Annotated in this window: 13 protein-coding genes; 9 read left to right on the forward strand and 4 right to left on the reverse strand. The window is 44.5% G+C overall.

All coding sequences use genetic code 11. The features are described from left to right. Positions 1-186: 186 nt before the first annotated feature. The 4 genes from AC1DFM_RS12970 to AC1DFM_RS12985 are packed head-to-tail and all read right to left on the reverse strand — an operon-like array spanning position 187 to position 6,916. The gene (locus AC1DFM_RS12970; RefSeq protein ID WP_477077162.1) at positions 187-3,741 is read right to left on the reverse strand and encodes an efflux RND transporter permease subunit; all 3,555 of its coding nucleotides are present in this window, start codon (positions 3,739-3,741) and stop codon (positions 187-189) included. Positions 3,742-3,770: 29 nt separating this feature from the next. Next, the gene (locus tag AC1DFM_RS12975; protein ID WP_477077163.1) at positions 3,771-4,895 is read right to left on the reverse strand and encodes an efflux RND transporter periplasmic adaptor subunit; all 1,125 of its coding nucleotides are present in this window, start codon (positions 4,893-4,895) and stop codon (positions 3,771-3,773) included. 37 nt (positions 4,896-4,932) lie between these two features. Then, a complete protein-coding gene (locus AC1DFM_RS12980) occupies positions 4,933-6,300 on the reverse strand; it encodes a TolC family protein (RefSeq protein ID WP_477077164.1) in 1,368 nt (455 codons plus the stop codon). A 4-nt stretch (positions 6,301-6,304) separates the two neighbouring features. Then, positions 6,305-6,916: a TetR/AcrR family transcriptional regulator gene (locus tag AC1DFM_RS12985; RefSeq protein WP_477077165.1), complete on the reverse strand. Its 612-nt coding sequence runs from the start codon at positions 6,914-6,916 to the stop codon at positions 6,305-6,307. A 167-nt stretch (positions 6,917-7,083) separates the two neighbouring features. On the opposite strand from AC1DFM_RS12985, the gene AC1DFM_RS12990 reads away from it, so the two are divergent. From AC1DFM_RS12990 to AC1DFM_RS13030, 9 genes are all read left to right on the forward strand, one after another. Further along, on the forward strand, positions 7,084-7,692 hold the full coding sequence (locus tag AC1DFM_RS12990) for a DUF502 domain-containing protein (RefSeq protein ID WP_477077166.1): 609 nt from the start codon (positions 7,084-7,086) through the stop codon (positions 7,690-7,692). 91 nt (positions 7,693-7,783) lie between these two features. Then, positions 7,784-8,764, forward strand: a complete 981-nt coding sequence (locus AC1DFM_RS12995) for a zinc dependent phospholipase C family protein (RefSeq protein WP_477077167.1) — start codon at positions 7,784-7,786, stop codon at positions 8,762-8,764. Between the two features lie 157 nt (positions 8,765-8,921). Continuing rightward, positions 8,922-10,031: a 3-phosphoserine/phosphohydroxythreonine transaminase gene (gene serC / locus AC1DFM_RS13000; RefSeq protein WP_477077168.1), complete on the forward strand. Its 1,110-nt coding sequence runs from the start codon at positions 8,922-8,924 to the stop codon at positions 10,029-10,031. Between the two features lie 127 nt (positions 10,032-10,158). After that, complete coding sequence (locus AC1DFM_RS13005) at positions 10,159-11,403, forward strand: DUF1015 domain-containing protein (protein WP_477077169.1); 1,245 nt, start codon at positions 10,159-10,161, stop codon at positions 11,401-11,403. 62 nt (positions 11,404-11,465) lie between these two features. After that, positions 11,466-12,302 (forward strand): lysostaphin resistance A-like protein, encoded by an 837-nt coding sequence (locus AC1DFM_RS13010; protein WP_477077170.1) that lies wholly within the window; start codon positions 11,466-11,468, stop codon positions 12,300-12,302. 103 nt (positions 12,303-12,405) lie between these two features. Further along, on the forward strand, positions 12,406-13,479 hold the full coding sequence (locus AC1DFM_RS13015; protein ID WP_477077171.1) for a tetratricopeptide repeat protein: 1,074 nt from the start codon (positions 12,406-12,408) through the stop codon (positions 13,477-13,479). Between the two features lie 94 nt (positions 13,480-13,573). Next, on the forward strand, positions 13,574-15,229 hold the full coding sequence (gene paaN, locus AC1DFM_RS13020; RefSeq protein ID WP_477077172.1) for a phenylacetic acid degradation protein PaaN: 1,656 nt from the start codon (positions 13,574-13,576) through the stop codon (positions 15,227-15,229). Between the two features lie 63 nt (positions 15,230-15,292). Further along, positions 15,293-15,958, forward strand: a complete 666-nt coding sequence (locus AC1DFM_RS13025; protein ID WP_477077173.1) for a YceI family protein — start codon at positions 15,293-15,295, stop codon at positions 15,956-15,958. Between the two features lie 84 nt (positions 15,959-16,042). Further along, positions 16,043-16,330 (forward strand): 2TM domain-containing protein, encoded by a 288-nt coding sequence (locus AC1DFM_RS13030; RefSeq protein ID WP_477077174.1) that lies wholly within the window; start codon positions 16,043-16,045, stop codon positions 16,328-16,330.

Consider the following 16,330-nt stretch of genomic DNA (forward strand, 5'->3'; position numbering starts at 1 on the left):
AACGTGTAATGCTATCTGCTGGGTCAAAAGTAATAAAGGCTAATCAAATGCCGCTCATTCCAAATGTTAAAATTTGTTAATGAAAGCAAAAAAGCCATTTCGACTGTAATATACAAAAAAAATCCGTCCCGAAGAATCGGGACGGAGACTGTTAACCTACAACTGTTACACTGTATTGAAAAATCTTTAATTAACGGAGATCCCGCCTACCTTCTTTCCTACCACCGGCTCTTCTATTGGCTCCTCTGGCTCTGGAAAAAAGTTATATGGCTTGTCAGACATGTACTTAGGATCGTGTAACGCCCTCACATCTGACCGTTTCATGAATATTTTGATGATTAATACCACAAATGGGACATACTTAAGTCCCCGCGGCAGGTTATACCAATCCAGCACATCGATAGAACGCTTGTTCATGGCGTACATTACCGGTACCATAATCAGGGTCAGGAAGGTAGCAAACACCAATCCGAACACCATGGTCCAGGCCAGCGGCCCCCAGAACGCTACGTTATCGCCTCCAAAGAAAATATGCGGTTTAAACTCACTAAACAATGACGCAAAGTCAATATTGAAGCCTACTGCCAAAGGAATAAGTCCCAATATAGCCGCAATAGCGGTTAAGATTACCGGCGTCATACGGGTTTTACCTGCTTCCACTACGGCTTCATATACCGGCGTTTTTTGCTGTATCAGTAAATCCGTGAACTCTACCAGTACGATACCATTCCTTACCACAATACCTGCCAGCGCCATAATACCCACGCCAGTCATTACAATGGAAATACTCATCTTAAAGATGGAGAAGCCCAGGAATACCCCTATGATACTGAACAAAATTTCCATAAAAATGATCATCGGACGACCAATAGAGTTAAACTGTGTCACCATGATCATCAAAATGAGACCGAATGCACCCAACATCGCCATCATCAGGAAGTTCATGGTTTCCTGCTGATCCTCCTGCTCCCCTGTCATCTTAATAACTACAGAAGACGGATGGCTGAAATCATGCAGCGAGGTTTCAATGTGCTGCACTACCTCATTGGCATTGAAGCCGGTTAAGATGTTAGAATACAGCGTGATAACGCGTTTCTGATCTATACGTTTGATACCCGCATACGTATTGGAGTAGTGAATATCTGCCACAGCAGATAATGGTACCTGGCGAATAGCGCCTCCCATATTCATATCCCGGTATACCAGGTTCAGGTTCATCAGGTTGTTGATATTATTCCGTTGATCCTCATTCAATCTCACCATGATCTTATACTCATCTTTGGCATCACGGATTTTGGAAGCTTCTGCACCAAATAATGCGGCACGCAACGTACTTCCGATCTGCCGGGTAGAAATGCCTTCCGCATTTGCTCTTTCCCGGTCGATGTTTACCACGATTTCAGGCTTATTTGCTTCGAAATCGCTTTTCAGTTCTTCCACGCCACCAATCTGCAGGGAATCGAGGTAACGTTTAAGTCTGAACGAAGTTCCTGTCAGCTCATCGAAGTTATCTCCACTGATTTCAATGTTGATCGGTTTACCTGTTGGCGGACCACCCTGCTCCTGTTCCACCGTGATATTAGTACCAGGGATACCTTTCACGGCATCACGGATTTTGTCGAGGTATTGTACCGTGGATTGACCATTTCTGGCACCAAATTCCACAAAGGCAACGGTTACTTTACCTTTCTGTGGTTGTACGCTCAAGTCCATCTGGGAAGGATCTCCCGCGCCTTTAGCGACGTTGGAAATCACTGATTCCACAATTGGATTATGCGGGCCCAGCACTTTGTTAATACGGTTCTCTACAATTTTTGTAATAGAATCGGTGTACTTCTGATCTGTACCGTTAGGCAATTCTATATAGGTATAAACAAAGTTCGGATCTGCCTGTGGGAAAAACACCACTTTAGGATTTCGTATAGCCGTAAGCATGATACTGAAAATCAGCAGGCCGAAAGTGGCTATTACAATCCATACGGGACGCCAGCCCACCAAACACCATTTCAGAATTCGTTTATAGCGCTCCTGTACTTTAGGCCAGAACACATGCTGGAAGTGACGGGCTACGCCACCTAACCAGAAGCGCTCCAGTACAATCATCAGATACAGGAAGATCACAAAATTACCCACTCCCACACTGCCATTGGCATATCCAATCAACGCAATCAGGGCAAACACACCGGAGAGGGTGGCGAATTTCTTATCAAACCTTGGTTTCGGATGGTTCTCGCCTTCATGACGATCCATGAAATCTACTGCAAAAACGGGGTTGATGATATAAGCTACTATCAGTGAAGCGCCTAATGTAGTGATCAGCGTTACTGGTAAGTAGAACATAAATTTACCGATTACACCAGGCCAGAAAAGTAATGGAACGAATGGCGCCAATACGGTAAGCGTTCCGGAAAACACCGGCAGGAACACCTCTCCGGCCGCGATCTTCGCGGCCTTCACAATCCCCAGCTCCTTTCGTTCATTAAAAATACGGTGCACGTTTTMTATGACCACAATGGCATCATMTACCACAATACCTAATGCCAGCAGGAACGAGAACAATACCATCATGTTCAGCGTAAAGCCATACATCGGCATCAGCAGGAAGGCAATGAACATGGAGATAGGTACAGACAATGCCACGAATATGGCGTTCACCGCACCCATGAAGAACATGAGGATGATGGTTACCAGCAGGAAGCCGATAATAATGGTATTAATCAGGTCGTGCAATGTAACACGGGTAGATTTAGACTGATCTGCGGTAATCGTTACATTTAGATTTTTAGGAAAATAGTTTTCCTGCATATCTTTTGTGATCGCCTGTATTTTATCTGAGGCATCAATCAGGTTTTTACCACTCTGTTTGATGACGTTCAGCGTGATCACATTTTTTCCAGCCAGGCGGGCATAGCTTTCCTGTTCCAGGAAGCCGTCTACCACATTGGCTACATCCCGCAGGTATACAGTGGCTCCTGATTGTCCGCGTACAATGATATTAGCAATCTTTGCAGGATCTTTGTATTCTCCTTTTACGCTGAGGGTACGTTTCTGACCGTCCATGGCTACCAGACCACCGGAGATAGTGATGTTTTCTCCCTGTATAGCGCCGATGATATCTTCAAAACTGATTTTAGCCGCGTCCATTTTGTATTTGTCCACATTGATCTGGATTTCACGTTCCAGTTCACCCACCAGGTCTACACGGGTAATTTCATTTAACGCCTCAATGCGATCTTTCATATCATCTGCATACTTTTTAAGGGTTTGCAGGTCGAAGTCGCCCGAGAGGTTTACGTTCATGATAGGAATCTGCGACACATCAATTTTCACGATTTGTGGTTCCTGTGTGAGGTTCTGTGGCAGATCTTTTTTAGCATCATCCACTTTTTCACGCACCTGCTGACGGGCAGCTTCAATGTCTTCATTCGCATTGAACTCGATGGTGATCGCAGAGAAATCCTGCATGGAAGTACTCTTAATCTTTTTCACACCGGAAATACCGTTCAGCTGTTTCTCGATGGGTTTGGTCACCGTAGTTTCCATATCTTCCGGAGAAGTACCTGCATTGATGGTATTGATATAGAACTGCGGAAATACCACTTCCGGAAACTGTTCCTTCGGCAGATTTATATAGGAAAGGATACCGGCGAGCGCAATGATAATGGTAGCAACGTAAACGCTCACCTTATTATCAATGGCCCAACTGGTAGGCTTAAATTCTTTATGGAGATTGTCTTGCATACACTTGGTTTTAGCTGATGGCAGCCCCTTTATAATTTAATCAGGTCGTTATCGTTCAGTCCCTGAAAACCTGTGGTGATGATTTTATCACCTTTATCCAAACCCGTTTTAATTTCTGCTTTATCATTATAAGTGCGGCCCAGCTCTATTGTTTTCCGCTGTGCTACCATTTTACCGTTGGTATTTTGCGCTACCACTACATAAGGTTTACCGGAAGTATACTGAATAACGCTCACCGGAATTACCACTGCATTTTTTGCGGCGTAATCTACGATCCGGATATGTGCAATCATATTAGGACGCAGGCTATTATCGGCTTTCAGCGGCACTTCCACTTTGATAGTGCGGCTCAGCGGATCAATTGTTTTAGACGCGAAGCTAATGTTGCTGCGGATCTCGCGGTTAATATCCGGGAATGCAATGACTACCGGATCACCTGTTTTCAACAGGCCGGCATATGCTTCCGCCACGTTAGCAGTTATTTTCAGGTTATTGGCATTTACTACACGGAATGCTGGAGCGCCGGGGGCTGCGTTATCGCCTACTTTAGCAATCACTGCATCTACGCTACCGCTGATAGGAGCAATGATGCGTGTTTGCGCCATTTGATCCTGCAGGGTGGCAATTTTTCTTTCGAGACCTTCTTTCTGATTTTTCGCGTTCAGGTATTGTACTTCAGAACCTATTTTTTGTGCCCACAGGTTCTTTTGTTTTTCGAACAAAGTATTGGCCAGATCCATCTGTGTACGCAGTTCTGCCATGTTTGCTTTTAATACCTGATCGTCTACCTGCGCCAGTGTTTGTCCCTGGCTTACTGTTTGTCCTTCTTTTACGAAGATGCCAGTGATTACACCTGGTACACGGGCAGACACGTTTACGTTTTCGCGGGCATCTACACTACCTTGTACATCGATATAGTGTTCAAATAAAGTATCGGTTACTTCTGCTATGGCCACGTCTTTCATTTTCAGTACTGTATCTTTTGTACCTACTTCCTTTTCCAGCACTGCAATTTTCTTATCGATATCTTCATTGAACTTTGCTTTCTGCTGTTTCAACTGCTGCAGCTGTTCCGCTTTATTTCCTCCACCACCGCCACAGGCAGCCAGTACAAGCGTGATAATGGGAATCAGGAAAGAATATCTTTTGGTCATATTTATAGTAGTGAAATGGTGATTGTAATAGTTAAGCTTATAGTTTGCCATATGATTTCAGCAGATCTACCTTAGCAACGATTGCATTAAATAATGCCGTGAAATAATTATTTTGTGCAGTAAGCAGATCATTTTCAGCAGTGGTCATTTCCAGGCTGGAACCTACGCCCTCTCTGTATTTGACTTGGGTAGTATGGTATACATCCTGTGCCAGTCCCATGTTTTTTTCCTGTGCTTCCAGTGTGAGTACATTATTCCGGAATGTGGAAGCAGATTGTTCTCTTTCGAGATCGATGCCGAGCTTTGCATTTTCAATGGCCACTTCACTTTTCTTTACATTGAGCCATGCCTGGTCTACCTGACGTTTGCGTTGCAGGCCGGTGAAGATGGGTACTGACAGGTTGAGGCCTGTATTTACATAGCCGTACCACATCTGTCCCTGGAAGTAGTCAAATTTTTCACTACCTCTGAGCGCACCGGTGGCGCCGAATAATTGCAGGGATGGCAGGCCTTTTAACTTATATCTTTTCAGATCATATTCATTGGCTTTCTTCTGCGTTTCCAGCAATTTATATTCTATCCGTTGGGAGTAGTCGAATTTATCCATATCCAGTACATCTGCTACAATTTTCTCAGTAGACAGTGTATCCGTTAACGTGATCGCTTGTTTAAGCGGCATTCCCATCTGGTATTTCAGCGCGGCAGTGCCCAGTTCTATGAGGTTCCGGAGTTTGGTTTGTTCTGTTTGCAGATTGGTATGTTGTACCACCAGGCGGTCTACATCCAGTTTTTCCGCTAATCCGTTCTTATAGATTTCTTTGGTTTCTCCGAGAATTTTTTCCAGAGAAGTCAGATTTTCTGATAGAATGGAGAGTGCTTTATTGGCGGAAAGTACGTTGTAGTAAGCTTTGTATACGTTTACCTTTACATCTATCTGGGTTTTGACAACGTTTTGAGCTACCAGTGTTTCCAATGTTTTGCGTGCCTGTAATGCCACCAGTACGCTGGGATCAAAGAGGGTCTGTGTGAGTCTTATTTCACCCAATACGTTTTGCGGTAATTGGAAGGATATAGCTGCAAAAGTATCTTTTGATGCGCCCGGAGGGCCTAATTTCCCTACGTTAAAGAATTGCTTCTGCTGAATGGGATTGTACTGATAGGACCCAGTACCAGCAACGTTGGGTAATGCCATACCACTGATTTCCTTATTCTTGGCCAGTTGGATCAATTCATCCAGCCTGGCTGTTTTTACGGAGCTCTGATTAGCCAGCGCGTAGTCTACCGCTTGCTGCGCAGACAGGCTGATTGGTTCTGTGGTTAATTGCTGTTGGGCCATCACACAGATGGATATTGACAGCAACAACACCATAAAAGCCGTACTGATGAGCCTTTTGATTGATAGCATAGTGTTATTTATTTTGCGATAGTTGTTTATATTCTTCAATAAGTTGGTATCCCTTCACGGAGGCCATTCCATATAAGAAATTCTCCAGCAATACTCTCTGCACTTTATTCATATCATAGCTACCGGGGAAGATTTCGGGTTTAAAGCAAATCATACAGGAGTGAATACGGTATTGTGTTAATATCCTGATGTCGATATCCGGGCGGTAAACCCCTTCACTGATGCCTCTTTCCATGTTTTCGCGGATCATGGTAGCGAGGGTGTTGTTCTGATATTCTTCAAAAACCTGGTATGCTTTTGCGTGAAATTTGTTGAGATCCAGCATAATCACCGGGTTCATGTTTCTCAGGCGGCGATCGATCATATCCATTACCAGAAAAAGCTCCTCAATAGCATCTCTGGATTTTTTGCGGTCTGTCAGACATTCTTCATTTACCACTTCTATGAACCGGCTGATGGTTTGGGTAACCATATCATCCTTATCGGTGAAGTGAGCATACAATGTTTTCTTGGAGATGCCCATTTTTACAGCGATGTCGTCCATGGTGATCGAGCGGGTACCAAACTGACGAAACAGGCTGAAAGCCGTGTCCATAATACGTTCCTGTACTTCCATAGTTTTACAGCAATAACCCTCTTGTTATGCATCACAAAACTATGGAAACTTTCCAAACTTCCAAAGTTTCCAGTATTTATTTTTTACATGTAGCAACATTGAATGATAAATAGAAAGGTTTCGGCCTTTCGCTTTATTGACTAATTTTGCGTTTCTAATCACGAACCATGTCGCCAAAACTCAGACTTAAAGTATTTGCATCCAGGCTGTTGCGTTACTTCTTTCAGGGATTGCTTATTCTGGCTCCCATAGGGATTACGGCGCTCACCCTGTATTGGGCTTTTGTTACTATCGACAACATTATTCCCAAAGAGATGATTCCGGATGGCGCCTCTTTCAGTTTTCTGAAATACAAGGGGGTAGGATTTGCATTGGTATTCCTGTTGATCATTGTGGTAGGGTATCTTAGCTCTTCTTTTATTATAGGGAGAATATTTGATTTGTTTGATCACCTGCTGGAGCGCACGCCATTCATCAAGTACATCTATACCTCTATTAAGGATGTGTTTGATGCCTTTGTAGGTGAGAAGAAAAAATTTGACCATCCGGTGCTGGTGCAGATTTATGGGGTAGATGTTTGGGAGATGGGGTTCATTACACAAACGGATGTGAGCAATTTTGGGCTGGAGGGCTATATGGCGGTATATGTGCCCCATGCTTATGCCATTACGGGTAAAGTGTTTATGGTACCAAAAGACCGGGTAAAAGAGTTGACCAATATATCAGCCGGAGAAGCGATGAAGTTTGCTGTGAGCGGCGGCGTCACTAATATTTAATTCAATTTTCCCGCAAAAACACGAAGGTGTTACTTTCCGTTTTTGCGGAAAAAAAATGGCTATATTCGTCTTCCCAAAAAAATATAGCTATATGTTAACCCACGCCTACCTGCGGATTTCCGTAATGTTTACTGTATTGATGTTATCATGTGCAGATGCCCATGCCTGGGGATTTTTTGCGCATCAACGAATTAACCGGCTGGCGGTATTTTGCCTGCCCCCGGAGATGATGATATTGTATAAGCCGGCACTGGAATATCTTACCGTACATGCCACGGACCCGGATAAACGCCGTTATGCTGTAGCGGCGGAAGGCGCCAGACATTTCATAGATATTGATTTATTTGACACGCCGCCATACGACCACATTCCCCGTAAATGGGCGGATGCCGTAGCGCGGTATACTGCAGACTCTCTGAATAAGAATGGCCTATTACCCTGGCATCTTGAAAAGATGATGGCGATGCTCACCAAAGCTTTCCGTGACCGCGATCAGCAACGCATATTGCAGCTATCGGCCGAACTGGGTCACTATGTAGCAGATGCACATGTTCCCCTGCATGCCTGTTCCAATCATAACGGGCAGTTTACCGGGCAAACGGGCATACATGGCTTATGGGAGTCGCGCATTCCTGAGCTGTTGGCCGACCAGGAGTTTGATTACTGGGCCGGGAAAGCCGTTTATATCCGGGAGCCACGCACGTTTATCTGGGATATTATCCGGATAAGCGGGCAAGCCGCTGATACAGTACTGCAGTATGAAAAACGTTTAAGTGCGCAGTTCCCTCCGGGTCGTAAATATGCTTATGAAAACCGAAACGGCGTATTAGTACGTACTTACGCAGATGACTATACGAAAGCGTATAATTTATCGATGGGAGATATGGTATCCCGTCGCATGAAAAATGCCATCGCAGCGGTAGCAGCGGCCTGGTATACGGCCTGGGTAAATGCAGGGCAGCCTTCCTTACGGGAGCTAACGCATACAACCCTTACCACGGAAGAATTACAGGAGGTACAAAAGCTGCAACAGCAGTGGTTACAGGGGCAATTACCGGTGAGGGAGGAGTAAAAGGGCTAAAATATTTATGGTAATACTTAATAATTAGAAAAGAAATTTTATCTTTGCCCATACCATCTTTTAGCCTATCCTACACCACGCACCTTAGGTTTTATTTTAAAACACCCGTGCCGTTTTTTTTCCGTTTCCTTAGAAAAACCAAAACAAAGTGGAAAGATCAAAAAATGAATTTAATCTGAATCGTAACATGAAGGTGCATAATTTTAACGCAGGTCCTTCTGTATTACCTAACGAGGTATTGTACAAGGCCAGTAAAGCGCTGATCGACTTTGAAGGGTCGGGAATGTCTATACTGGAGATTGGACACAGAACACAACCGTTTATGGCGGTGATGGACGAGGCGCGCAACCTGGTGAGGGAACTGATGCAGCTTGATGATGACTTTGAAGTGCTCTTTTTACATGGCGGCGCCACCACACAGTTTATGCAGGTACCCATGAATCTGCTGGAAAGCAGTGAAACGGCTGCTTATGTAGATACCGGTGTATGGTCCAATAAGGCTATCAAAGAAGCAAAATTGTTTGGCTTTACCGACGTAGTGGCCAGCTCCAAAGAAAGCAACTACAATCATATCCCAAAGCAGTTTACCATCCCGCCACAGGCCAGTTATCTGCATATTACCACTAACAATACCATTTATGGTACACAGTGGCAAATGACGCCTGTTACCGATGTACCCCTGGTAGCAGACATGAGCAGTGACATTATGAGTCGTAGTATGGACTTCAACAAGTACTCGTTGATCTATGCAGGTGTACAGAAAAACATGGGCGCTGCTGGTGCTACGATGGTAGCAATACGCAAAAGCATGCTGGGCAAAGTATCGCGTAAAATACCCGCTATACTGGACTACCGGAACCACATCGAAAATGGTTCTATGCTGAATACGCCTCCTGTTTTCGCCGTATACATTTCCATGCTTACCCTCCGTTGGCTGAAAGAACAAGGTGGTATTCCTGCTATTGAAAAAATAAATGATAAAAAAGCAGCATTGCTCTACGATGAAATTGACCATAACCCGCTGTTCCGCGGCACCGTGGTAAAAGAAGACCGTAGTAAAATGAATGCCTGCTTTATTATGGATAAGCCGGAAATGGAAGAAGAGTTCCTGAAATTCTGTAAGAAAGAAGACATTGTAGGGATCAAAGGACATCGTCTGTCAGGCGGATTCCGGGTATCTATGTATAACGCCCTGCCTTATGAGAGCGTAGAAGTAATGGTGGAAGCCATGAAATATTTCTCACTGAAAAAGGCATAACAACTTTTTCTCCTTTATAGCTACGGAGTTGTGGACAGATCACTGCGATCTGTCCGCAACTCCGTAGTGCGTTATTGGTTACTCGTTGTTTTTATCCTTACATTTACTACTCACATATATATTCATCATGGCTATTATCAGACCTTTTAACGGAGTGAGGCCAACGGAAGAATTGGCCCCAAAAGTAGCCGCAAGGCCCTATGACGTACTTAGTTCGGAAGAAGCAAAAATTGCCGCCGCCGGTAACCCGAATTCTTATTATCATGTTTCTAAATCTGAAATAGATCTGCCGGAAGGGATAGACACCCATAGCCAGCAGGTATATGATAAAGCAGCTGAAAATCTGCGCCGTATGATCGCGGAAGGCACACTTTTTCCCGAAGCCCAGCCTGCTTATTACATTTATAAACTGGTGATGAACGGGCGCGCTCAAACCGGCCTCGTATGCGCATCATCCATTGCCGACTACAACAACGGTATTATTAAGAAACATGAATTCACACGGCCAGACAAAGAACTGGACCGTATCAATCATATTAAAACCACGAAGGCACAAACCGGTAATGTTTTCCTGGCCTATAACGATGTACAGGAAATCAACGCACTGATAGATCAATGGCAGGAACATCATCCACCGGTATACGACTTCACCGCAGATGATGACATACAGCACACTATTTGGGTGATTAATGCACCTGCTGCCATTGCGGATATCACTTCCCTGTTTGCCGATAAAGTGCCCTGCACCTATATTGCAGACGGGCATCACCGCGCCGCTTCTGCCAGCCTTGTACAAAAGGAAATGGAAGCCGCCGGCAAAATTACCTCCATAGAAAATCCGGTTAACTATTTCCTGACGACTATCTTCCCCGCCAGTCAGCTGGCGATACTGGATTATAACCGCGTAGTGAAAGACCTGAACGGCCTGAGTGAAGCGGCGTTGTTATCGCAGCTCGACTACGATTTCACGGTAGAGGAAATTGGCCATCTGCCACAACAGCCTTCCATGCTGCATGAATTCAGTATGTACCTCGGTGGCAAATGGTATCGGCTGGTAGCCAAAGACGGCACCTATACCACAGATCCCATCGGTATCCTGGATGTGACCATTCTTTCTAATAATGTATTGGATAAATTACTGGGTATCAAAGACCAGCGCACCGATAAGCGGATCGACTTTGTAGGCGGCATTCGTGGATTAGGAGAACTGGTAAAACGGGTTGACAGCGGTGAAATGAAAGTAGCGTTTGCCTTGTATCCCGTTACCATTCAACAGTTGTTTGATATTGCCGACAGCGGTAATGTAATGCCTCCTAAGAGTACCTGGTTTGAACCGAAGCTGAGAGACGGACTTATCACACATATCATTTAAAATATTTATTCTCTCCCCGGGGATATAGTCGCCGGGGAGCTTTATTATTCCTTATTCAACCTATGACTACCTCTGAAAGCATTTTCGATAATGATCCTTTGCTGATTACTGAGAAAAAGAAATTCTTCCCCAACATTGCCCAGGCCTGGGTGTTCCCAATTTGCTATTTTGTAATAGCGATGGTCTTTAACGCCATGTTTGTGATGTTTTTCTCAAAAAAGACTGGTGAGGTTGATTATTATATTTTTTTATCTACTGTATCTCTATTGCTATTTTGTTTGTTTCTAGCTATCTCTTTAATCCTAAAGCGGAAAGCGGAACCCACCTTCCGGTTCTCACTTGCAATGCCTTCCGGGTTGGTAATTATACTATTACCTTTCATTACCTTTTGTTATAGTATTTTTTTTATTGGTATATATGAATGGCTTCACCTGGATATACTCAGCCATTTAGCTCCTGGCATTAGGTTGGCAAGGGAAAACCCGTTAGCGTTTGTTGTTATTTCACTGTTGCTTGAGCCCATTATGATGGAGGCCTTTTTCAGGGGTATACTATTAGACAGTTTTCTGAAAAAATATTCTCCCATCACAGCAATCTTAAATATTAGTGTTATTGCATTTACTTTCTACTTGTCTCCTATATTGCTGGTATATATCGTAGCCGCGAATGTTTTGCATAGCTGGATGTACTATAAAACGGGGAATCTCAGTATTAATATTTACACCCGTTTTCTTTTTAATTTTTCGGGCTTGTTGCCTCTCTTTTTCATCCATGACAATTTTGACTATCGCCTCGAACGCTTCCTTACTGATCCCATTTGGGTAATTGGCAGTGGCGTGGTATTAATCGTAGCTCTCTTTTTACTACATCGTGTTTTCATCTCAACAAATAAAAAATAAATAAATATATAAACCAGATTTTCCTCCTCCAGCCAGGTCATCGATTGATCCGTGGCACATTACCCCATTTTCCTTACTTTTACAGCAAACGAACAGACAAGGGATGAACAAACGGTCTTCTTTATTGAAAGCTTTTATAGTTGCGGGAGTTTTATTTTCACAGGCGGTAGTAGCCCAGGATGCCAAAGAGTTGTACAATACAGCTTCCGGCTTTATTCGCACCGGAGATTATTCCAACGCCATACTGGTGCTGAACCAGGCTTTACAATTGGAGCCGGATAATTATGAATATAAGAAGCAACTGGCCTTCACCTTCTACCTGAAAGGAGACCTGGTAAAAGCCAAAAGTGTGATAGAACCCTTGCTGAGCAATAAAGAAGTGGATGTACAGGCCTTTCAGATTGCCGGTAATATCTATATCGGCCGGGAAGAGTGGAAAGTTGCCCAACGCATGTATGAGCGGGCACTGAAGAAGTTCCCCAACAGTGGCGAGTTATACAACGATAACGGTACCCTGCTGATGAACTTTAAAATGTATGACGGCGCCCTGCGTAGCTGGCTCAAAGGCATAGAACAGGACCCTACTTTTCCGGGTAACTATTATAATGCCGCCAAAACATACGATTACAGCAACGTTCCGTTATGGTGCATCTTATACGGTGAAACCTTCATGAATATGGAAAGTTTTACCACCCGCACGGCTGAAATAAGGAATATTGTACTGGAATCTTATAAGAAGTTATTCAACGACCCGTCGCTTTTTGACGCCATGCTGCCTGATGACAAAAAAGGCAAAAAAGGCAGCTCAGATTTTGTGGAGGCCTATAAAACCTGCATGGGCAAACAAATCAACGTGGTGACCGGCGGTATAGATCCGGAGGTACTGGTAATGGTACGTACCCGTTTTCTGCTGGACTGGTATAACTTCTACGGCATGAAGTATCCTTTTGCCCTCTTCGATTTTCAACGTGACCTGCTGCGCGCGGGCATGTTTGAATCATATAACCAATGGCTGTTTGGCCCTGCCGCCAACCAGGCCGGTTACAAAGCATGGATTGCATTACATAAACAGGACTATGATGATTTCCTGAAATACCAACGTAGCCATCCATTAAAGCCAAGACCCGACGAGTATTACAACGATGGAAGGTTTACGCTGATCAATTCGGGATATTAGTATTTAGATATTTTTTGATTTATGGGCTTAGTCATTTAGTTGCTGTAGCAACTGAATGACTAAATCCGTAAATTGTAAATCTCAAATTCTGAATATGCTCGTTAACAAACACCAAAACATTATTGACAACGCCGTAAAGGCGAACCACGAAAGAACTTTCTATTCGCAATATCCGGAGCATCCTAAGGCTTACGGTGAAGATGCTCATGCAAAGGGCGTTCAGAGCTATCAGCAACTGCTGGGCAAACCTTTCAAACAATTGCTTCAAACCGGTGAAACCGGGTGGACCGGCGAAGAAGTATCTCCTTACACACGTGAGGTGCTGGGCGTTACCTATCCTACTTTTACGGTAAACGACCTGCTGACCAAAGCAGCCAGCGCCGGTAAAAGCTGGGGCAGCGTACCGGTAGCAGAGAGAGCGGGCATCCTCACAGAAACCCTGGAGCGTATTAAAGACTATTTCTTCGATATTGCCAATGCCACCATGCATACCACCGGCCAAAGCTTTATGATGAGCTTTCAGGCTTCCGGCCCACACGCCAACGACCGCGCCCTGGAAGCGGTAGCCACCGGGTATCATGAACTGCAACGCTATCCTCCCAGTCTTACCTGGGAAAAGCCCATGGGCAAAACCAGTATCAAACTATATAAAACATTTAAACCGATCCCTAAAGGCATCGGCGTAGTAATTGGCTGCTCCACCTTCCCGGTATGGAATACCCTGCCTGGTGTGTATGCCGACCTTATTACCGGTAATGCGGTTATTGTAAAGCCACATCCAAAGGCCATATTACCAATAGCCATTGCCGTTAGTGCCATTCAACAGTCGCTGAAAGACAACGGATATGATCCGAACCTCTGCCAGCTGGCCGCCGACAGCTCCGAGCAGCTGATCACCAAAACATTATGTGAACATCCGGAAGTGAAGCTGATCGACTATACCGGCGGCAACAGCTTTGGTGAATACATAGAATCACTTCCCGGCAAAACCGTATTCACAGAAAAAGCAGGGGTGAACTCAGTAATACTCGACAGCGTAAAAGACCTGGATGCGGTTATCCAGAACCTGGCATTTTCTGTTAGCCTGTATTCCGGTCAGATGTGTACCGCGCCACAGAACTTTTTCATCCCCGAAAATGGCGTGCGTACCGAAAATGGACTGGTACCCTTCAATGAAGTAGTACAGCGGTTTAAAGATGCCGTAGTGGGCCTCGTAAACCATCCCAAAATGGGCGCTGGTACCCTTGGCGCCATCCAAAACGACAGCACCCTTACCCGTGCAAAAGAAGTACGTCATCTTGGCGGCAAAGTGATACTGGAAGGTACTCCGGTAGTAAATGAAGAATTTACCAATGCCAGGGTATGTGCACCTACCATACTGGAAGTAACCAGCGCGGATACGGCGATCTACGAAAAAGAACTGTTCGGCCCCGTGGTATTACTTATTAAAACCCGGGACACAGATCACAGTATTCAACTGGCGAAACAAATGGCCATAAAATATGGAGCCATTACCTGCGGTGCTTACACCACAGATCATGACACCAAAGAAAAAATCACTACAGAAATGAATAGTGTATTTACCCCGGTATCTTTTAATCTTACCGGTTTTATATGGGTAAATCAACATGCTGCATTTTCCGACTTTCATGTTACCGGCGGTAATCCGGCAGGCAATGCCAGCTTTACCAACCAGGAATTCATTGTGAAGCGATTTGTGTGGGTTGGTAACCGGGAACTGGCTGAATAGCGAAACCTATTAACAAGCGTCCCGGTTAATGGGGCGCTTGTTTTTTAAAGCATATATCTATTTATGAAAAAACTGCTATGTATTATTCTTCTTTTCACCTGCAGCATTGTAGCATGCGAGCAGGCGCCTAAAGCCGATAAAGCCACCATTACGGACGCTCAAACCGTGCATGCAGGCACCGGACACGCGTATTTACCGGATACAGCCAGCAGCGTAGTGGGATGGATTGGTACCAAACCTACCGGCAAACATCATGGCACCCTGAAGCTCGCAGGCGGCGCCCTCTACGTAAACGACAGTAGCGTTACCGGGGGACAGCTGATAATTAACATGAAGTCCCTGGAAGATAAGGACCTCGTAGGAGATACTGCCATGCAACATAAGCTGGAGATAGAGTTGAAAGGTGAAATGTTTTTCGACGTAAACAAATATCCTACCGCCACTTTTGAAATTACTAACGTAGCGCCATTTCAACCTGCTGTTGGTGATGAGCTCACTTTAAAAAATGCCACACACATTATTAAGGGTAATCTCACCCTGAAATCTGTTACCAAGAATGTGTCGTTTCCTGCCAGCATTAGCTTCAGTCATAATACCCTTAATGCCACTGCCAGCTTCAATATAGACCGTACCCAATGGGGCATCACCTATCGTGCTGATAAATCATTGCAGGATAAACTGATCAATTCACAGGTGAATATCAGCTTTAACATCCGCGCCACCCGTTAAGTCCGCTTTTTCCGTTTTTTTCTCTGCGAAGCCAATAAAATATTTTAAATTTAGTACAACCACTATTACCTAAAACTGACTTCAATGGAAACTCCACAAGAAAGAGACGACCGACTTTGGCGCATAGCAAAAGCAAGAGCCGGATTTAAATCGCATCTTATCATATATCTCGTAATTAATATGGGCATGTGGGCTGTTTGGTTTCTGACAGACAGTGATAAAACACACGGAACGCCATGGCCTGTATGGCCGGCGCTCGGCTGGGGCATAGCATTGTCTTTCCAATATTTTAACGCCTATCACAAAGACCCATTCGGAGATGCCGTGAAGGAATATGAAAAGCTAAAAGAACAACAGCAAACGCGTATTTGA

The organism is Chitinophaga sp. 05T412, from assembly GCF_056396465.1.